General features: G+C 39.2%; 17 protein-coding genes. 13 read left to right on the plus strand and 4 right to left on the minus strand.

Features of this window, described 5'->3' with window-relative positions; translation table 11 throughout:
* A partial coding sequence (locus tag EO112_RS05140; RefSeq protein WP_164723757.1) for a hypothetical protein occupies positions 1 to 76 on the plus strand: 76 nt, incomplete at its 5' end.
* Positions 77 to 327: 251 nt separating this feature from the next.
* Positions 328 to 1,140: a class I SAM-dependent methyltransferase gene (locus tag EO112_RS05145; RefSeq protein ID WP_127163285.1), complete on the plus strand. Its 813-nt coding sequence runs from the start codon at positions 328 to 330 to the stop codon at positions 1,138 to 1,140.
* 275 nt (positions 1,141 to 1,415) lie between these two features.
* On the opposite strand, the gene msrB is transcribed toward EO112_RS05145, so the two are convergent.
* Entirely contained in the window at positions 1,416 to 2,393 is a 978-nt protein-coding gene (gene msrB, locus EO112_RS05150; RefSeq protein ID WP_127163287.1) for a peptide-methionine (R)-S-oxide reductase MsrB, read from the minus strand.
* Positions 2,394 to 3,155: 762 nt separating this feature from the next.
* Here msrB and EO112_RS05155 point away from each other — a divergent pair.
* The 3 genes from EO112_RS05155 (at position 3,156) to EO112_RS05165 (ending at position 7,682) form a co-directional block, all read left to right on the plus strand.
* Positions 3,156 to 7,052: a YadA-like family protein gene (locus EO112_RS05155; RefSeq protein WP_127163289.1), complete on the plus strand. Its 3,897-nt coding sequence runs from the start codon at positions 3,156 to 3,158 to the stop codon at positions 7,050 to 7,052.
* A gap of 179 nt (positions 7,053 to 7,231) precedes the next feature.
* The gene (locus EO112_RS05160) at positions 7,232 to 7,465 is read left to right on the plus strand and encodes a DUF2922 family protein (RefSeq protein WP_062401461.1); all 234 of its coding nucleotides are present in this window, start codon (positions 7,232 to 7,234) and stop codon (positions 7,463 to 7,465) included.
* A 13-nt stretch (positions 7,466 to 7,478) separates the two neighbouring features.
* A complete protein-coding gene (locus tag EO112_RS05165) occupies positions 7,479 to 7,682 on the plus strand; it encodes a DUF1659 domain-containing protein (RefSeq protein WP_009353480.1) in 204 nt (67 codons plus the stop codon).
* 277 nt (positions 7,683 to 7,959) lie between these two features.
* Here the strand turns inward: EO112_RS05165 and EO112_RS05170 are convergent, their stop codons facing one another.
* Entirely contained in the window at positions 7,960 to 8,586 is a 627-nt protein-coding gene (locus EO112_RS05170; protein ID WP_127163291.1) for an RNA polymerase sigma factor, read from the minus strand.
* 449 nt (positions 8,587 to 9,035) lie between these two features.
* Between EO112_RS05170 and metA the strand changes: the two genes are divergently transcribed.
* The 6 genes from metA to EO112_RS05200 all read left to right on the plus strand — a co-directional run bounded on the left by metA (position 9,036) and on the right by EO112_RS05200 (position 14,498).
* Positions 9,036 to 9,995, plus strand: a complete 960-nt coding sequence (metA, locus tag EO112_RS05175; protein ID WP_127135765.1) for a homoserine O-succinyltransferase — start codon at positions 9,036 to 9,038, stop codon at positions 9,993 to 9,995.
* Between the two features lie 47 nt (positions 9,996 to 10,042).
* Complete coding sequence (locus tag EO112_RS05180) at positions 10,043 to 11,311, plus strand: O-acetylhomoserine aminocarboxypropyltransferase/cysteine synthase family protein (RefSeq protein ID WP_127163293.1); 1,269 nt, start codon at positions 10,043 to 10,045, stop codon at positions 11,309 to 11,311.
* 326 nt (positions 11,312 to 11,637) lie between these two features.
* Positions 11,638 to 12,690 (plus strand): hypothetical protein, encoded by a 1,053-nt coding sequence (locus EO112_RS05185; protein ID WP_127163295.1) that lies wholly within the window; start codon positions 11,638 to 11,640, stop codon positions 12,688 to 12,690.
* Positions 12,691 to 12,774: 84 nt separating this feature from the next.
* Positions 12,775 to 13,548 carry a hypothetical protein gene (locus EO112_RS05190; RefSeq protein WP_127163297.1) on the plus strand — a complete coding sequence of 258 codons (774 nt, stop codon included), beginning with the start codon at positions 12,775 to 12,777 and terminating at the stop codon, positions 13,546 to 13,548.
* A 114-nt stretch (positions 13,549 to 13,662) separates the two neighbouring features.
* Positions 13,663 to 13,995: a helix-turn-helix domain-containing protein gene (locus tag EO112_RS05195; protein WP_164723949.1), complete on the plus strand. Its 333-nt coding sequence runs from the start codon at positions 13,663 to 13,665 to the stop codon at positions 13,993 to 13,995.
* A gap of 338 nt (positions 13,996 to 14,333) precedes the next feature.
* Positions 14,334 to 14,498 carry a 4Fe-4S binding protein gene (locus tag EO112_RS05200; protein ID WP_009353470.1) on the plus strand — a complete coding sequence of 55 codons (165 nt, stop codon included), beginning with the start codon at positions 14,334 to 14,336 and terminating at the stop codon, positions 14,496 to 14,498.
* 130 nt (positions 14,499 to 14,628) lie between these two features.
* Here the strand turns inward: EO112_RS05200 and EO112_RS05205 are convergent, their stop codons facing one another.
* Positions 14,629 to 15,528 (minus strand): virulence RhuM family protein, encoded by a 900-nt coding sequence (locus EO112_RS05205; protein WP_240629347.1) that lies wholly within the window; start codon positions 15,526 to 15,528, stop codon positions 14,629 to 14,631.
* Positions 15,529 to 15,831: 303 nt separating this feature from the next.
* Between EO112_RS05205 and EO112_RS05210 the strand changes: the two genes are divergently transcribed.
* Positions 15,832 to 17,925: a heavy metal translocating P-type ATPase gene (locus tag EO112_RS05210; RefSeq protein WP_127163303.1), complete on the plus strand. Its 2,094-nt coding sequence runs from the start codon at positions 15,832 to 15,834 to the stop codon at positions 17,923 to 17,925.
* Positions 17,926 to 18,164: 239 nt separating this feature from the next.
* On the opposite strand, the gene EO112_RS08270 is transcribed toward EO112_RS05210, so the two are convergent.
* On the minus strand, positions 18,165 to 18,308 hold the full coding sequence (locus EO112_RS08270) for a hypothetical protein (protein WP_164723950.1): 144 nt from the start codon (positions 18,306 to 18,308) through the stop codon (positions 18,165 to 18,167).
* A 425-nt stretch (positions 18,309 to 18,733) separates the two neighbouring features.
* On the opposite strand from EO112_RS08270, the gene EO112_RS05215 reads away from it, so the two are divergent.
* Complete coding sequence (locus EO112_RS05215; protein ID WP_127163305.1) at positions 18,734 to 20,827, plus strand: heavy metal translocating P-type ATPase; 2,094 nt, start codon at positions 18,734 to 18,736, stop codon at positions 20,825 to 20,827.
* Positions 20,828 to 20,842: the final 15 nt, after the last annotated feature.

Raw genomic sequence — 20,842 nt, forward strand, 5'->3', positions numbered from 1 at the left:
AGAAGGTTTACGTTTCGCGATTCGCGAAGGTGGCCATACAGTAGGCGCTGGTGTTGTTACAGCTATCGAAGCATAATTGAATCGTAGATTCTAAATAGGAAAAGCGACCGCAAGGTCGCTTTTTTGTGTTCTAATACTTCTTGTATGGTTGTACAGATTTTGTTGCTATAGACACAGTATAAACACGTATTGTATTGTATAATTAAAATATATGAATTGATAATTTTTATCATATATAATTTGCTGTATATCGTATATAATGTATAGTAGTAATATTAGTGTAAATGATATCTATCCTATTAAATATAAAGTGATAAGGAGGTTTCTATGAGTACAATCACAACAATGCCTGTTTCTATGGAGGGCTGGCAAGAAGAACAACAATCTTGGAATCAAACATCCAAATTCTTTGTCAATATGCACAAACGTGAGGATCGTGTAGCGCAAGTAGTGGACTTTGTAGCACGATTACAAGAATTAGGGATTCATCCAGCAGAAGGAGAAACAGCACTTGATGTAGGCTGTGGTACTGGGGACTATGCCATGGGACTAGCTCGTAATGGGGTGAGAGTAACCGGTGTTGATCTTTCCACAGGCATGCTAGAAGGGGCAAAACAAATTAGCGAAAAGGAAGGCCTTTCTTTAGATTTATGGCTTGGACCGTGGTCAGAGGAAGCTCGGCAAGCTTTAGGATGGGAGAAGAAATTTGATTTAGTATATAGTATCTTCTGCCCTATTATGTCGGATACAGCTAATTTACGTGCTTTACATCGGGCTAGTCGTAAGCATTGCTTGTGCATCATGTTCGCCGATCGAAAAGATGAATACTTAGATGCCATCTATTCTGAGCGATATGGTGTAAGTGGAAGCCCATGGGAATCCATGTTACAAGATTGCTTGGGCACAGTTAACGAAATCGGAAAGAATGTAAATATTACTTATAAAACGGTAGAAGAAGTAGAAACTTTAACCGTTGATGAAGCAGTCGATTATTTCTGCTTACGTGTGCATCGAAAAGTAGGTGGCGACTTAGAAATGATCAAAGAAGAAATACGTGAATTTTTATCGGAGAAAGCTGTAGATGGTAAATTAGAAAATCACACAACAGATACCATTGCGTGGATTTCATGGCGAGTTTAATCTTCTGCACTTATAAGATATAGACTATACTGGGCTACAATAGTATATGCATAATCTATAGGGATATACGTACTTTATTAAAAGTAATATAGTGTATCAAGTATGCTAGATCTAACGGTATAGATAGGGCATATAAGCATAGACTATTTATATAACGATAAAAGACTGTAAACAATTGGAAATATAATCCTGTGTTTACAGTCTTTTTATGTTGTAAGATACGGTAAGTTGGTAATCGTTGAAATCAGCTTTGTATTATGCTAAGTTGTTGTATACTAAATTTTTTGAGAATCTTGAGATAGAGCGTGGCTACTTTCTACAAATTCACGCAAAGCGCCATACCCTTCTGTTTCTAACTCTTCTAAAGGAATAAAGCGTAAGGAAGCGCCGTTGATACAATACCGGAGACCTCCCATGGACTGAGGGCCATCTTCAAAGACATGCCCTAAATGAGCATCTCCAATGCGACTGCGTACTTCGATGCGACGATGTCCTAAACTATCGTCCTCATAGTAACGAATGACATCGCTGTTGATCGGTTGTGCAAAACTAGGCCAACCACAACCAGAGTCGAATTTCTGAGCGGAGACAAAAAGAGGCTCTCCAGAGGTGATATCTACATAAATGCCGGGGCGGAATTCATCTGTATAGGCATGAGAGAAAGGTCGCTCCGTAGCACTATGTTGTGTTACAGCGTATTCTAAATCACTAAGTTCTTTTTGTAATACATCATCTGCTTTGCGTTGGTATTCCTTTTCATCGATTAAAGGCTCGTAAGCTTTGGATACATTAATATGGCAATAGCCATTAGGATTTTTATCTAAATAGTCCTGATGATATTCTTCAGCCGGATAAAATGACTGTAAGGGTAACACTTCAATGGCAAAAGGCTTTTGGTAATGGCTATTAGCACGTTCTAACGTGGACTCGATGATTGCTTTGTCCTCAGAATGTTCGTAATACACACCGCTGCGATATTGAATGCCAACGTCGTTACCTTGTTTGTTGATACTAAAAGGATCAATAATACGCAAAAAATATTGTAGTACCTTAGAAAGGGAAATCACAGAGGTGTCATAAGTAACCTTGACAGTTTCCACGTGACCGCTGCCACGGCAAACCTCTTCATAACTGGGATTCGGATGAGCGCCATTGCTGTAGCCTACCTCAGTATCTACAATACCGGGAATGCGTTGAAAGTAGCTTTCCACACCCCAAAAACAACCGCCTCCTAAATAGATGGTATGATTCATAGTATCACTCCTTTTTTAATTGTAATCTTAGTATCTATGTTTAACCAGTAATAACCGTATGAGATAGGTGCTACTACCTTACGTATAGTAGGTACTAACTAATATGAATATGCTGGTAGGATAACTATACTCTAGAATTATGTATATAAGGTGAAAGCCACCTAACTCGTATGGGGACGAGTAGGTGGCTTCTTTGTGATAACCGTAGGTGTGTATGGGAAGTCACCGTTATCACATATGTAAGTAGTTTGAAAGGCTGGAACATATGAGGTTCATAGTTCCTGTCGAGTATCACATCGACATAGATAGTATATCAAAAAAATAGGAATAAGTAAAATAATAATAAAATGTTACCACTTATAGGGCGTACCTATTAGGTGCACCGCTAATTATCAAGAGGGTGTATAAACATGAATAATTATACTATACTATACTATACTATACTATACTATACTATACATACTGTTTATAAAGAATGGTTATTAAGCGTTTTTTTGCTAGTGTGAGGGGAGGAGTTGTTTTATGAAACTTCATGAAAATTTCATTTGACATTTATAAGGGCGAATTGTATAATTGTGGCATAAATTGAGATGACATAGTGGATTTATATGAATTATGGCGATAAACTTTTTGGTAAGTCGGGCATATTTTTTTTTGCTTGAAAATGCACCTATCAAGTGTATTTTGTTCATTCATATGTCATCTTAATCGTTTAGTATAGTAAGTCAATATGTGTTTCAATCTGTAAGGAAAAGGAGAATCATGAAAAACCGTACTGAAATTGTTCGAATGAATGCAGCACATGCACAAGGTCAACAAAAAGTAAATCGATTAGCCGCTATGGCTGCTATTTTAGGTGTTACAGCTTTTAGTGTAGCTGGTATGACTACTATATTCGCTGTAGACAATGCAGTAGGTACAGGTGAAGGTACTGCCATTGGTACAAGTAGTAATGCTGTAAAAGAAGGTTCTATTGCCTTAGGTAATAAAGCAGTGACTAATGCAGAAGGTGGCGTAGCCATCGGTAAAGCCACATTAGCAGGGGCAGGTCCACATGTTATTGCACCTTCAAATGCGCCGAAAAATACGGTAGCTATCGGGACTAATGCATATGCATCTCATACAGATACAGTAGTGATTGGTACAGGAGCAACTTCTTTACGAGATAATCAAAATGTTACTCGTCAATCTGGTTCTGAAGCAGTGGCTATTGGTAAACAAGCGTCTAGCCATTGGGATAAAGCTGTTGCAATCGGTTCTGAATCTCGTACAAATATGTCTCAATCTGTAGCTATTGGTTATCAAGCTGAATCCACAGCAAGAGCAATGCGCTCTGCTGGTGCCGTGGCGATTGGTCCAGTAGCAAAAGCTTTAGGAGGCGGATCTTCGGTTATTGGTAATAATGCACAAGGTGTTGGTAACTATACTACAGTAGTTGGTACAGAAGCGCTAGCGCATGACACAAACGGTACAACTGTTGGTAACCAAGCTAGTACTCGAAAAGACAATGATACTGCTATAGGTGCTCTTGCTGGAACTGGTGTGAAGGCTGGTCGTGCGGTAGCTGTAGGTTATGGTTCACATGTGGCAGAAACATCTGGTATGGCTGTGGGTGACCGTGCAGTTTCTTTTACAGCAGGTGGTTTAGCATTAGGTCGTACATCTACTACGTATGGTAGCCAAGCAATCTCTATTGGTAATGGTTCTGCTACAAAAGGAAATGCTGGTGAAAATACCTTTGCTGCTGGTACAGGAGCGATTTCTGTAGGTACGACTGCACGTGCTATGGGGCTTTATGGTTTTGCCTTTGGTAATGAGTCTGTGGCAGGTGGAGATGCAACATTAGCCGCAAAAGTATCTACAGCATTACAAACGTATCAAGGGGCGTATAATACATATTTAGCAAAACAAGATGAAAGCCTTAAAGCTAAGAGCGATATGGAAGCTTCTAAACAACGTTTAGCAGGGGATGCCCGTGATTTTGGTCTTACTGTGTATTCTTTAACCGCTGATGAAGTGCAATTAGCAAAAGCTTTAGGTATCGATTATGATGCAATGAAAGCAGCTTTCTTTGATGGCGTCAAAGTAGATAATGATTATGCATCAGGTAAAGAGGCGGTAACAGGTAATTTGGCAGCTCTTGAAAAAATTGCAGCTCTTGATCCTAAAACAGCATCTAACACTAAGGTGGATATTACTCGCTTAATTAAAAGAGCGAAAGACTTAGTAGATCTTAATAAAAAAGATGATACTAATAAAGAAAAAGCTACTATTGCGGCAGCGGCAGCAACGGCTGAGGAAGCTACTTTAGAAACAGCTAAAACGACATTAAAAGATGCTTATGCAAGTGCTAAGGAATCTGCTTTAGCAGTGGGTACAAAGGCGGTAGCAGAAGGTAAAAACTCAGTAGCTATTGGTAGAGAATCTAATGCTAAAAATGAAAATTCTGTAGCTATTGGTACACAATCTAAATCTTTGGCTGATCATGGAGTAGCCATCGGTGTTAAAGCACAAGCTACAGTGGATAATGGTGTAGGCTTAGGTTCTTACTCTGTAGCAGATATAGAAGCTCGTAAAGGCTATGATGTAAACGAAAACCATTTGAATACTTATGCTGGTCTTAAAGGTAATACATTAACATCCGGTACAGCAGCAGTGGCGGTAGGTACTCCACGTATGACTCGTCAAATTACATATGTAGCAGCGGGTACAGACGATACTGATGCAGTAAACGTGGCACAACTTCGTTCTATCAACTTACGAATTGCCGGTGATACAGTAGCTAATGTATCACCAGTAGAAGATGGCGTATCTAAAGCTGACGTATTGTTAGATAACCAAACATTAAAAGTGGTTTCTGCCAATAAAGATGTATTGACAACAGATGCAACGAATAATACAATTACTATTAAACCTGTTACAGCTAAGCTTAAAAAAGACCCAAATACAGGTTTGGTAACACTTGAAGACCCAACGAAAGGCAATGCCTTAACAACGGCTCAAAACGTAGCTGATATGATCAACAATGCAGCTCCAAAAATTGGCAACGGTTTGACTAATGGTGATGGTACAATCGTAGTAAAACCTGCAGATAAATCCATTAATGTATCGGATGCTGGTGTAAAAGTAAATGCTGATGGCACGACAATAACTGTAGGAGACAATGGTTTACAAGTTAACACTGGTGCTATTACAGTTAATGATAAAGATGGAAAAGGCGCAGATGACAAGCCTGTAAACGCTGGTACTGTATCTGTTAAAGATACAGATAAAGGTAAAATTGCTACTGTTGATACTGTGGTAAACGCTATTAATAATGCAGCTTGGAATGTAACAAGTGGTGAAGATGGAACTGGCAAAGCTGAAGGCACAACGAAAGAAGCTGTAAAAGCTGGTAACACTGTTACTTTAAAAGCTGGTAATAACTTAAAACTTAAACAAGTTGGTAAAGAGTTCACATATTCTTTAAATCCAGAATTGAAAGATTTAACAAGTGCATCTTTCATAAATACTGCAGGTGATACAACTACTGTAATCAATGCAGAGGGTATGACTATCACTCCTAAAGCAGCGGATAAAAACCCAGTTTCCTTAACAACAACAGGTTTAAATAACGGTAATAACAAAATCACTAATGTGAAAGCTGGTGAAAAAGATACTGATGCAGTTAATGTAAGCCAATTAACTGGTGTTAAAAATGATGTAAAAAATCTTAAAGATGAATTAGAGCAACATATTAATTCTTCTGGATTCTCCATTACATCTGATATTGAAGATGGTGGTAAAAAAGCAGACGATACTACTACATCTACTGAAGAAGTTAAAGATGGCAACAAAGTAACGCTTAAAGCGGGTGCTAATCTTAAAATCAAACAAAAGGGTACAAACTTCACATATTCCTTGAATCCAGAGTTGACAGGTATTACTTCTATCGCTGGAGAAGGTGATACTGCTGGTAAAGTAACATTCGGTGATAATGGTGTTGTAACAGTAGGTACTCCTGGTGCTGCTAATGCTATCTCCTTAGACGGTAAAGATGGAAAAATTAGCATGGGCAAAGTATCTCTTTCCAAAGAGGGCTTAGACAACGGTGGCAAGAAAATCACTAATGTAGCTCCTGGTGAAGCTGATACTGATGCAGTTAATGTAAGCCAATTACGTGATGCAGCAGGCAATATGCAAGAAATTACTAACCAATTACAAGGTCAAGTGAACCGTGTTGGTTCTCAAGCGGCTGCGTTATCTGCATTGAAACCTATCCAATACGATCCATTAGAACCAACTCAAATCATGGCTGGTGTAGGTCATTACCAAGGTCAAAACTCCTTAGCATTAGGTGTGGCACATTATAAAAATGAATCTTTGATGTTCCATGCAGGTGCTGCTATTGGTGGTAACCATAGCCAAGTGATGGCAAATGCTGGTATTACTTGGAAAGTAGGATCTAAAGCAGACGAAACAGCTGTAGCAGATGTATACAGACAAGGTCCAATTAGTTCCGCATACGTATTGCAAGATAAAATGGGTGCATTAGAAGCGCAAAACCTTGAACAAAAAGGTGAAATTAACGCATTACGCGAAGAAAACAAATCTCAACGTGCAGAACTTGATGCTGTAAAAGCTCAATTAGCAACAGTATTAAGCCGTTTACAAGGTTAATATAGAATTGTAAACGTAATCTAAGCGTTATATAGAAAAGACTGTAATCGAATGAAAATTATCATTCTGATTACAGTCTTTTTTTGTTTACTCCGATAAGATTATGAATTTGGTTGACAAGTCTTCTTTTTTTGAATGTATCTAAGTGTAAGCACTTGGTACTAGGAAAGGAGAAAATTATGGCAGCAAGTACAGTAGTGAAAAAAGAATTACATTTGGTCTTTACAGACACATCTAAGGAAGAAGTCAATATTGTGGTAGCTTTTCCTAAAGAAGGTGTTACAAAAACTGAAATTGACACAGTAGGTCAACTGATGGTGGAGAAAGATGTACTTCGTGGTCGTAAAGATCAACGTTTGACTAACTTTCAACATGGTGCATTAGTGACTACAGAGTCCACAGTGGTAGAATAAGGAGGATTAGACTATGACAACAACAATGGTAACCAAATTACAATTACAATTTAAAAAAGGTGAAGGTGCACATAATTTAAAAGTGGCTAATTTTGCCTATGTCAATGAAAGTGCTACAGATGAGGATGTAAAAGCTGTAGGCGATGCATTGGGTAAGCTATATGCCTATCCTTTGGTAGGGGTTGTGCGAAATAATGCCATCGCTTTAGAGGCGTAATATGGAAAAGCTTGAAAAAGCATTAAAAATTATTAGGATTACCCTTTGGGTATTAAAGTGGTTAAAACGATAAGGTAGGATAGGACCTTTAGACAGCTGAGAACCACACCAAGAAGGGTATATGTAAATGATAGTGATAGAACTTAGTACCAAGGATTACCGTAGCCATCCTGCTGACACATAGCAGGATGGCTATTGTTATATATTAGTGTACTACACAATAAGAAAACCTGAATCTCTTTGAGAGATTCAGGTTTTACTTCTTTTCAATGTGATGTTATTGAACTGTTTCTAAAGCCTCTTTTAGCAGGGCAATAGCTCGTTTGTATTTCTTATGCATAGCCTGTCGACTCATGCCATAGGTATTAGCAATTTCGCTGATGGATTTGCCTTTTAGCAAGACTTGCCGTAATAGGTTTGCATGCACCGGCTCCATTTCTGATAGAGCTGTGTGCAATGCTAATAGCTCTAAATGATGAATGGCTTCCTCTGCAGTATCATGGCTGGATGGGATAGATACTAGAGGATCTGTTTCATCTTCTTGTGGGGCTAACACCGTTTCATGAGTCCATTGTCGTAGACTCTTTCGATATAGATTCCACTGGGTGAAGCGTATACGAGATTTTACAAATCCAGCAAAAGGGATGTTGCTAGTTATATCATAGGTCTTAATAGCCTGCAAGAAGCATTCCCATAAGGCAGATTCTAAATCACTGTCTATAGAACGAAGTTGGCGCACATGCGCGTATTTTGTAATGAGAGGTACGTACCGTTGACATAAGATAACAGTCATATGACAATAACCAGATTGGATGAAGGCTACCAGTTCTTCGTCAGTGTAGGAATCATCTTGGGTGTCAGAGGCTGTCATCAATAATGAGTGTTTAATGTAAGAATGACTCATTGTTTACCTCCTTGTATATAATATTACATAACATGATTGTCATGGATGATGTATAAGGGGCGTACTTGCATCATAGTTTCTATAGTATCACAGGCCTGTTGATATATAGCTCATTTACTGTAAATTGCTATTATAAGTAATGAAACATGACATCTATATATGTTGATGAAATTATATATCAAAATCCACTCAATAGCAAGTTAAATTTTCTGAAAGTGTGTAAAAGTAACATATTGATATAATAGAATGGATTTCAAGGGCATGTATGACATATGAGCAATATTGGGAAAATATGTATTTATAACTTTCCTTATAGTTTTTTGCTATATATAATAATATGTATCCTGTATAAGGATAAATGTACGCATATTGTTGACATATGATGGACATCCTAGTATACTTAATTCATCGTTAATCGATAGGTTTTACTGGAAAGAGAGGTGGATTGAATGCCTATACGAGTAGTGAAAGGATTACCAGCCATAGGGAAACTTTCAGAAGAGAATATATTCGTCATGGATTCGGAACGGGCAGAGTCACAAGATATTCGACCACTCCACATTGTGGTTGTGAACTTGATGCCACGGAAAGAGACTACGGAAATTCAACTGCTTCGCGCTTTGAGTAATACACCGTTACAAACAAAGGTTACCTTTCTGTACACGGCGTCCTATACAGCGAGTCATACAAGTCAAGAATATTTGGAAACCTTTTATAGAACTTTCGAGGAAATCAAAGATCAATACTTTGATGGTTTGATTATAACAGGCGCTCCGGTAGAGCAAATGCCTTTTGAGGAAGTGAATTACTGGGATGAGCTTTCAGGAATTATGGAATGGAGTAAAACCCATGTGTGCTCTACTCTCTATATTTGTTGGGGAGCCCAAGCTGGGATTTATAAGCACTTCGGCATCCACAAGGAAGATTTGCCTACCAAGTTATTCGGTGTATATGAACAGGAAGTGCAGAACAGTAAGCCCATGCTTATGCGTGGCCTAGATGAACTCTTCTATATGCCTCATTCACGGCATACGACGGTGAGTGAAAGTGAAATCAACGCTCACCCTCAGTTAGAAGTACTAGCCCGCGCGGATAAGACAGGTGTTGGTATCGCCCGGTCCTATGATAATAAACATGTGTTTATCTTTGGACATCCAGAATATGATCGAGATACTTTATACCAAGAGTATGATAGGGATAGAAAGTTAGGATTAGAGATTGAAATTCCAGAAAATTATTTCCCTGATGATGATCCGACGAAAGAGCCCATCATTCGATGGCGATCTGCATCGACCATACTCTATTCAAACTGGTTAAACTATTATGTGTACCAAGAAACACCGTATGAGGTCAGTGAATTACAATCGAGACCGATTGAAGAAGCATATATACAAGACTGGGTCATTTAATCCTAGTCAATAGATAGTAAAGATTTAAGAATGATGAGGAGTTTAACATGAGTAATTACAAATTTGAAACATTACAATTACATGCAGGTCATACAGTAGACGCAACAGGTTCCCGTGCGGTGCCAATTTATCAAACAACATCGTATGTATTTAAAGATGCAGAACAAGCAGCAGGACGTTTTGCTTTAACTGATGCAGGTCCTATCTACACTCGTTTAGGTAACCCTACACAAGACGTATTGGAAGGCCGTGTAGCCGCTTTAGAAGGTGGTGCTGGTGCCATCGCCGTAGCCTCTGGTTCTGCAGCGATTGCCTATGCTATCCAAAACGTAGCATCTGCTGGTGACAACATTGTAGCAGCGTCCACATTGTACGGTGGTACTTACAACTTATTCAGTGCAACATTGCCACGTTTCGGTATTACTACAAAATTTGTGAACCCAGATAATTTAGAAGAATTTAAAGCAGCTATCGACGACAACACAAAAGCTGTGTATGTAGAATCCGTTGGTAACCCAGGAGCTAACTTGGTAGATTTAGAAGCGATTGCTGAGATCGCTCACTCTCATGGTATCATCGTGATTGTGGATAATACATTCGGTACTCCATACTTGTTCCGTCCATTTGAATACGGTGCAGACGTAGTGGTTCACTCCGCTACTAAATACTTAGGTGGTCATGGTACAACTATCGCTGGTGTGATCGTGGAAAGTGGTAAGTTCGACTACAAAGCAAGCGGCCGTTATCCTGGATTCGTAGAAGGTGACGTACATTACAATGGTTTAGTATACGGCGATCTTCCAATTCCTTTCACTGTGAAAGTACGTGCTCAATTATTGCGTGACACTGGGGCAGCTATTACTCCACTAGCAGCATGGTTGATTATTCAAGGTATTGAAACATTGTCCTTGCGTGTAGAACGCCATGTAGAAAACACTCGTAAAGTAGTAGATTTCTTGGTAAACCATCCCAAAATTGCTTATGTAAATTATCCTGAATTACCAAACAGCCCATACAAAGCGTTGGCTGACAAATATTTCCCAAATGGTGTTGGCGCAGTGTTCACATTTGGTGTGAAAGGTGGCAAAGAGGAAGGTATCAAATTCGTTGATGCTCTTGAAATCTTCTCTAACCTTGCCAATGTGGCGGATGCTAAATCCTTGGTTATCCACCCAGCAAGTACAACACATGCCCAATTGAGCCCTGAGGAACAATTAACAGCAGGTGTAAAACCAGAGCAATTACGTGTATCCATCGGTATTGAAAATGTAGAGGATATCATTGCTGACCTAGCGCAAGCATTGGATAAACTGTAAGATATAGCAACTGTATAGTAGTATATAAGGGAACTCACAATAGTGGGTTCTCTTTTTGTTGTACAGTAAAAGCGAGTCTCCTAATTGTATTTCATAGTGATTATGAGAGTATCGTCGGAACCAGTGCTGATATGCATGAATGGCAGTTTGGGTATATACAATGCAAGCTATGGTATACTAGATATATAGTTATATTAGATAAAAGCACGATGATACGGTAATAACCTATTAGGTGGTTATCTAGATATCGAGATGGAGTCAACTATAGACATATATAGAAATTGCATAGGGTGTATAAAGGAATTAGTAAGAAAGGAAATCAACGAATGAAAAGCAAACTAGTTAAAAATACGTGGTGGAAATCTGTGGTATGTGGCATGGCGATGGTTACTTTCACCGGTTTTGTAGGTATGGCGTATACTATAGAGGGAACACCGGTGAGGACTTTCACAAAGGAGTTAGATAGTGTACAAACAGTAGATGCTCAAGGAATAGATGGGGAACACTTCGTATTACAAAAGGAGAATGCTGCACCAGAGAAGAGGGGGCTCTATATTAGCCACCGACCAGCTCATTTTCGGGTGTCTATGTTTGGCACTGTGAAAGATATTCATTGGATTGATAAGGTTGTTCCTACAGATAGCGGACATATAGAGGGATTTTTGCTAGATTTTGACGAGAATACGACTATGATGATCACGAGACGAGATAATACACCAACGCAAGGTGTTTCTCAGGAGAGATGGAATACGACCTGGTATGACCAACCAATCCAAGGGATGACGGATGAGGAGTATATGGCAATTTGGCGACGTGAAGATCCACATTTATCTGAAAAATATACACAGCTCGAAGGTGGATTGTTGTGGAGAGAAGAGATGACTGCGGCTCGTTGGGATCGGTCTGTGCAAATGACAGCAGAAGGTCCGAAAGTGCGTTTTACGGTAGACATGATTTTGAAAGACGATCCTACGCATCGGTATGTGATTACTTTCACCTATGATGATATCCAAAAGTATAGTATAGAATCATTGAAACACCTAGTGGATATTCTGGAGTATTTGCCAGAAGAAAGTGATACAGATGCTCGGCAAAACGAAAAACAACAGGCAAAGGAGCAGAGAGCCCCTTCACTAGCAGATGAAGAGTATAACCTACCATCTGCGTTGCTGCCAGACATGTGGATGGAAACGAAGGATGTAACGGATCTTGAAGATTTATACCATCAGGAGTTAAGCCAAGGCAAGCCATCGGTGCGCAAAGAGCAGGAATTAAGAATTACAGAAGAAGGGATTACGTCCCAATCCACCTGGGAAGATACGAGAAAAACGAAGGCGACTATCCAACGGTCTGGTCGAATAGGGCTAGAGAAAGAATGAGTTAGCGAAAATAGTTGGTGAAAATTGGCATAGACTAAGGGAGAACATTACTAGGAAGAGAAAAGAGGGAGGAATGATGCAACAATGGGTAAGACATTTTGGAAGGCTTTAGCATGTGGCATAGCGATTGCAACTTTCACAAGCACTGTAAGTCTAGCAAATGATATACAGGTAAAGCCTATGGTTACAGTCATAGACCAGGGAAGAATGCAAAAAGGAGTACCATTTTATATAGGAGACCACTATTCAAAAAACAGTTTGATAAAAAACAATAAAGAAGCAGAAAATATACCACACTATACGTACATCAATAGTCGTGAAGGGAATTTCCGCTTTGCGATTCCTTGGGCAATACAAACTATGGTATGGATTGATACGACCGAACTTAAAGGTAAGGGACATACAGTAGGAGTTCTGTTGCATTTGGATAAAGATGTAAATATGACGGTAACTCGTATAGATAATGTAGCACCGAAAGGGGTATCCCAGGAACAGTGGAATACTACATGGTATGACACACCAATTCAAGGAATGACGGATGCGGACTATATGGAAGTTTTGCGTCGAAGAAGTCCCGAAGTTTTTAAAGAGTTCACAGTAGTAGAAGTGGGGGCATTATCTAGAGATGATATGACAATGGCTCGCTGGGAGCGATTTGAACAGCCTACACCGGATGGACCATATGTAACGTTTACCCTGGATATGATTATGAAAGCTGATCCTACTCATCGATATTTGATGGAGATTGAATATGATGATATTCATAGATATGATTTGCAGACTTTGTTGCACTTATTAGATAATTTTGTGTATACAGGGACTGATGAAAGTCGAGGAGCATCCGTCTCATCACTGTAGAACAGCATTTTAGAAAACCATCGTATCAGATATGCCCTTGATTTATGAATTTTGCCTATATATAATGTGAGTAGAGCAGTTCGGTTATATACTTTTGAAATGAGGTGTATAGAGATGGGGACTCACTTACAATCAATGGAATCTATGCCAGAGTATGAAGAGTTTTGTATTTGTTTAGGTAGAAAAATTGCTTGGGTTAGACGTTGTCAGGGACTTTCACAAAAAGAATTATCTAAACGATGTGGTATTAGTCCAAGTTATTTAGCAAAAATTGAAGGCGCTAAAGGTTCCTTAGGGACATCTGTGCAGGTGTTGTATTTGATCGCCAAGACTTTGCAGGTTGAAGTAGCAACCTTGGTATGTCATGATGAAATCGATTACCAGCGGGTGCGGATGTACAAGATTAAGCAACGAGTCATGGGATATGAATCGAATCAGTTACACTAACTGGATGGAAACTAGTTTATGTTCATAGATATCTAATTGATAATATAATTATTATCAAAAACTATATTGAGAAGTAATAATTGAGAATATAGGCGCCTACAGTTATTTTTTGTATATATAGCTAAATACAAATGATAAATTCTATCAAATAGCGTAATATATAGGTTCAGCGATACAAAAAATGCAACATCAATTGTAAAAATTGGATACAAAAAGTATAGACAAGTATTTGACAAGACTAAAAAAACGTGCAATAATGAGAATATAAAAAAGGTAAGTACCTTAGTTAAATGATAATCATAAAGTTAGCGAATTCTATTTTTTTATGGAGGTGTCTCATGCGCGTTATTGGTGATGCATGCATTAAATGTGGTTCTTGTGCTTCTGTTTGTCCAGTAGGAGCAATTTCTGAAGGCGAAGTTAAATACGAAATCAACGATACTTGTATCGATTGCGGTTCTTGCGAATCCGTTTGCCCAGTAGCAACAATCACAGCTGAATAATTCAAGCAAATAACAAACCCCGTAAACATACGTGTTTACGGGGTTTTCTCGTTTTCTATTTACTCTGATTTTAGGCGTTTTCGATTCGGTTGCTCAACCGTTGCTCAACCTTTTTGAGGCTCTCATCATGTTACTCGTTTTGCTTGTGTATGATTCTGTCAAAATCAGAGAATACTTTCTGCGTACGATTAAATTCTTTATACTCAGTAACTGCTTTCTTATCAGCTTGTAGTTTTGAAATATGCCCTTTATTAGTGAGCACTTCGTATTCGTTAAAAGATAGGAATTTATCTACGCTTTCAGCAAAGGCTTTCATGGTAAAAGTATGTTTTCGTTCGATGATGCCTTCGATATAGTCAAAAAAGGAGGATACAGTTCGTTCTAGTTTACGTATTTCGTCGGCGGTTAAATAATTTTTTGCAATGGTTACATCGGATTTATGAATGCGCCCATGAGGGGAGCTTTTCCAAGTTTGTAATCCCATGTGTGGTTTATCTCTATCAACGGCATTATAAATAATTTCAGCTGCAGTTTTGCCTGTGATAGCATAATGGAATTTGTTTTGCACCATAGCGTAAAATTGGCGGGTAAAAGGATCCTGTACATCGTAATCAATGGAGCATTCTGCGAATATATCTGTAATTTGTTGATAGATTTGACGTTCGCTTGCTCGAATGGATTGAACTCTACGTAAAAGCTCTTTGAAATAGTTTTGACCAAAGGGAGTTCCGTTCTTTAACATTTCGTCATTGAGGGCAAAACCTTTTACAATATATTCGCGTAATACCTTGGTAGCCCAAATACGGAATTGTGTAGCCTCTTTTGAGTTTACACGGTAGCCAACAGCGATGATGGCGTCTAGGTTGTACAGTTTTACTGTTGAGCTTTGAGTTTTCTGGGCTAAAGCTCCGTGTTTAGTGGTTATTGCAATTTCTGCAATAACCACTGATTCATCTAATTCATTAGATTCAAAGATGTTTTTTAGATGGCGACTGATAGAAGATAAAGATACTCCGAACAACGTCGCCATATCTTTTTGTGTCATCCAAAATGTTTCGTCTTTAAATAGAACATTATATTACATCTTATAAGAGGGGCAAAGTCAAGAAGAAATGGGATAACATTTATATAGAGGCAGAGATATCTAAAGTATTAGGGGTAAAGTGATATTGAAAATCTATTAAATCTATGGGATAATAGAATAAATAAAAAATTGCTGTTGGTCTACTGGCACGACGATAACATATAAACAAACACTTAAGTGTTAAAGCAGTGTTAAAACAAACAGTAAAATGAGTATAAGGTTACATATTATAATTCATAAGGAGGTACGATGGAACGCATTTTTAAACTACAAAATTTGAATTGTGCCAATTGCGCTAGCGTGATTGAAGCAAAATTAAATCAACTAGAATCTGTGTCAGCAGCAACTTTCACGCTTGGCACCCAGCAATTGCGCATTACCTCTAGTATAGAAGATACAGATATGTTACGAGATCAAATCCAAGCGGTGTGCGATGCTACGGAAGATGGCGTAGTAGTGGTACCATTTGTGCGTGCACCTAAAAAAGCACAACAAGTAGATGATGACCATGAGCATAATTCTAGTTTAGCGGGGATTATTATAGGCGCTATCGTGATAGTGGTAGCAGAGTTTACAAATTGGGTGCCAGAGCAATACCTGACTCCATTATTAATTGTAACCTTTGTTGTGTTAGGTTGGCGCATTGCATGGGCAGCAATTAAAAATGTTATGAAAGGTAAATTATTCGATGAAAACTTCTTGATGTCTGTTGCTACTATTGGTGCGTTAATCATTGGTGAATATGTAGAGGCTGTTTGGGTTATGTTGTTCTTCCAAATGGGTATTTATTTTGAGGAACGTGCTACAGAACGCAGTCGTAATGCGGTTATGGATGCAGTGGATCTTCGTCCAGAAGAAGTGCGTTTAATCGTTTGTGATGGTAGCGTGCAGGTGGTGAATCCAGAAGATGTACAAGTAGGGTCTCATATCGAAATTCGTCCTGGTGATCGTATTCCATTGGATGGCCGTATAGTAGAAGGTACTACGCGTATCGATACAGCAGCGGTAACTGGTGAACCAGTTCCAGTGAGCGCTACCGTAGGTACAGAAGTGATGTCTGGGTGCATCAATGTGGATGGGCGTATTGTCTTAGAAGTAACGCATGAATTAAAAGATTCCATGGTTATGCGTATTCTCGATGCTGTGGAACATGCAGCGGCATCAAAACCAAAGATTGACCGTTTTATTACTCGTTTTTCTCGTGTATATACACCAATCGTAGTGGCATTGGCGATTATCGTTGCCGTAGTACCTCCTCTATTTACTGGAGAATGGCAATATTGGATTTATACAGCGTTAACTTTCCTAGTAGTATCTTGTCCATGCGCCTTAGTATTATCTGTGCCTTTGGCATTCTTCTCTGGTATCGGTGCTGGTTCTAAACAAGGTATCTTGTTCAAAGGTGGTAAAGCGATCGAGGCTATGAGTCGTGTGAAAGCGATTGCCTTCGATAAAACAGGTACTATCACAACAGGTACTTTCAACGTACAAACAGTAGAAGTAGCTGGTACTTATACAGATAATGAAGTGTTGCAATATGCAGCGGCTCTAGAAGCTGGTTCTACACACCCGATTGCTATGTCCATTGTAGAAGAAGTACAGCGTAGAGGAGTAGAGTTTAATACGGCTAAGGATGTAAAAGAAATCTCTGGTCATGGTATGGTAGGCATTGTAGAAGGCCATACCGTATTGGTTGGTAATGGTCGTTTATTAGAAACAGAACATGTAACGGTACCAACCATTGAACATGTATATGGTAGTGAAGTATTCGTAGCTATTGATGGTCAATATGTAGGTCGTATCGTCATTGCCGATGCTGTGAAAGCGGATTCTAAAGAGGCCATCCGTCGTATGAATGGAAAAGGATATCATACAGTGATGCTTACAGGTGATGTGGCATCCAGTGCGAACCATATTGCTCAAGAAGTAGGTATCCAAGGTGTGCGTGCCGAGTTATTACCACAAGATAAACTGGAGGTTGTCCAATCTCTTCGTAATGACTATGGCTCTGTCATGTTCGTAGGTGATGGTATCAATGACGCGCCTGTATTGACAGGTGCTGATGTAGGTGGTGCTATGGGTAGTGGTGCAGATTCTGCCATCGAAGCAGCAGACGTAGTATACATGAACTCCAACCTAGATTCCGTATGGCGTTCTTTAAGCATTGCAGAACGTACCTTGTCCATTGCATGGCAAAATATTTTCTTCGCCATTGCTGTAAAAATTATCGTTATGGTGGCTGGTGTATTTGGCTTTGCAAATATGTGGGTGGCAGTTTTTGCAGATACAGGGGTATCCATTCTTTGTATCTTTAACTCTGTCCGTATTTTCTACAGTAAATAATATAAGTCCTCCTGCTAGCATGTATGCCCAACTATGTAGCAGGAGGCATTGTGATATCTTTCCCCTTTTTTTGTAGTTATACAAGGTATATATCACTACATAACAAGTATACAGCGAAGAGGACTTGGACATTAGGCTAAGTCCTCTTTGTCGTGTAGGGACATAGTCTACCAACTCATTTTGTCCTATAATCCTGAAAGCCAGCAGAACATAGGGACTGCTGGCTTTTGTGTATAGATCTACTTGTGTTGCTTTAGAAGTAATTTATCGTTTTGTGTCATCCAAAATATTTCGTCTTTAAATAGAACATTGGTAGAAATATTTTCTTCTCCTGATTGGTAGATGATTACATCACCATGTAAAGCAGAGTCGATAGGAATCATGTTAGGCCTCCTTAGTGTTATGTACTGCTCTTTCTTTTTCTTATATTACATCTTATCAGAGGGGCAAAGTAAAGAAGAAATGGGATAACATTTATATAGAGGCAGAGATATCTAAAGTATTAGGGGTAGAGTGATATTGAAAATCTATTAAATCTATGAGATAATAGAATAAATAAAAAATCGCTGTTGGTCTACTGGCACGACGATAACATATTGTTATAAAGATGCGGTTCGAATCCGCATACAGCGCTCTAAGTACTAGGGTGCTTTTTTATTATCGAAATGAGATAAAACTAGGGATAAAAAAAATAATAAATGAATATAGAATCATGTATTGACAAAATAGAATTTTGTAGATATAATAAACATATGAATAAACACTCAAGTATAAAATATATGTAATATATCAATAAAAAGGAGTTACTATGGAACGCATTTTTACATTACAAAATTTGAACTGTGCAAATTGCGCTAGTGTCATTGAAGAAAAATTAATTCAATTAGAATCTGTGTCGGCAGCGACTTTCACAATTGGTACGAAACAATTGCGAATTACCTCTACTTTAGAAGATATGGATGCTTTGCAAGAACAAATTCAAGCGGTTTGTGATGCTACAGAAGATGGTGTTGTGGTGGTACCATTTGTACGAGCGGCGAAAAAAGCAAAACAAGATGATCATGACCATGAACACAATGCAAGTTTATCTGCCATAATCGTTGGTGCTATCGTGATGGCAGTGGCAGAGCTTACGAATTGGGTACCAGAACAATATATGACTCCATTGTTAATCGTAACATTTGTTGTATTAGGATGGCGTATTGTATGGGCAGCTGTTAAAAATGGTATGAAAGGTAAATTCTTTGACGAGAATTTCTTGATGTCCATTGCTACTATCGGCGCTTTAATCATTGGTGAATATGCAGAGGCCGTAGGCGTTATGTTGTTCTTCCAAGTAGGGATTTATTTTGAAGAACGTGCTACAGAGCGCAGCCGTAATGCGGTCATGGATGCAGTGGATCTTCGCCCAGAAGAAGTACGTTTAATCGCTGGTGACGGTAGCGTACAAGTTGTAAATCCAGAAGCTGTACAAGTAGGATCTCATATCGAAATTCGTCCTGGCGATCGTATTCCATTGGATGGCCGTGTAGTAGAAGGTACCACACGTATCGATACAGCAGCGGTGACAGGGGAACCTGTTCCTGTAAGTGCTACGGTAGGTACAGAAGTGATGTCTGGTTGTATCAACGTGGATGGTCGCATTGTCTTAGAAGTGACTCACGAATTAAAAGATTCCATGGTTATGCGCATTTTAGATGCTGTGGAAAACGCAGCAGCATCCAAGCCAAAAATCGACCGATTCATTACTCGTTTCTCTCGCGTATATACGCCAATCGTAGTGGCATTGGCGATTATCGTTGCCATAGTACCTCCTCTATTCACAGGAGAATGGCAATATTGGATTTATACAGCTTTAACATTCTTAGTAGTATCTTGTCCATGCGCCTTAGTATTATCTGTGCCATTGGCATTCTTCTCTGGCATTGGTGCTGGTTCTCGACAAGGTATCTTATTCAAAGGTGGTAAAGCAATCGAGGCTATGAGCCGTGTGAAAGCTATTGCATTTGATAAAACTGGTACCATCACAACTGGTACTTTCAACGTACAAACAGTAGAAGTAGCTAGTGGCTATACAGAAAACGAAGTGTTGGAATATGCAGCAGCCTTAGAAGCCGTATCTACACACCCAATTGCGATGTCTATCGTAGAAGAAGTAAAACGTAGAGGGGTAGAGTTTACTACGGCCAAGGATGTAAAAGAAATTTCCGGTCACGGCATGGTAGGCACCGTAGAAGGTCATACTGTATTAGTCGGCAATGGTCGTTTGTTGGCGAAAGAAAATATTGCAACCCCATTGATTGATTATGTGTATGGTAGTGAAGTATTCGTAGCTGTTGATGGTCAATACGTAGGCCGTATCATCATCGCTGACGCTTTAAAAGCTGATTCTAAGGAAGCCATTCGTCGCATGAACGGCAAAGGATATCAAACAGTGATGCTTACAGGTGATGTGGCAGCTAGTGCAAAGTATATTGCTCAACAAGTAGGTATCCAAGGAGTACGTGCTGAGTTATTACCACAAGATAAATTAGAAGTGGTACAGTCTCTACGTAATGATCATGGTTCTGTTATGTTCGTAGGTGATGGCATCAACGATGCGCCTGTATTGACAGGTGCTGACGTAGGCGGTGCTATGGGTAGTGGTGCAGATTCTGCCATCGAAGCAGCAGACGTAGTGTACATGAACTCTAACCTAGATTCTGTATGGCGCTCCTTAAGCATTGCGGATCGTACATTATCCATTGCATGGCAAAATATTTTCTTCGCTATTGCTGTAAAAATCATCGTTATGGTAGCAGGTGTATTTGGTTTTGCTAATATGTGGGTAGCTATCTTTGCAGATACAGGGGTATCCATTCTTTGTATCTTGAACTCTATCCGTATATTCTACAGCAAATAACATACGTCCTCCTGC

Source organism: Veillonella sp. VA141, assembly GCF_003992175.1.
Taxonomy (GTDB): Bacteria; Bacillota; Negativicutes; order Veillonellales; family Veillonellaceae; genus F0422.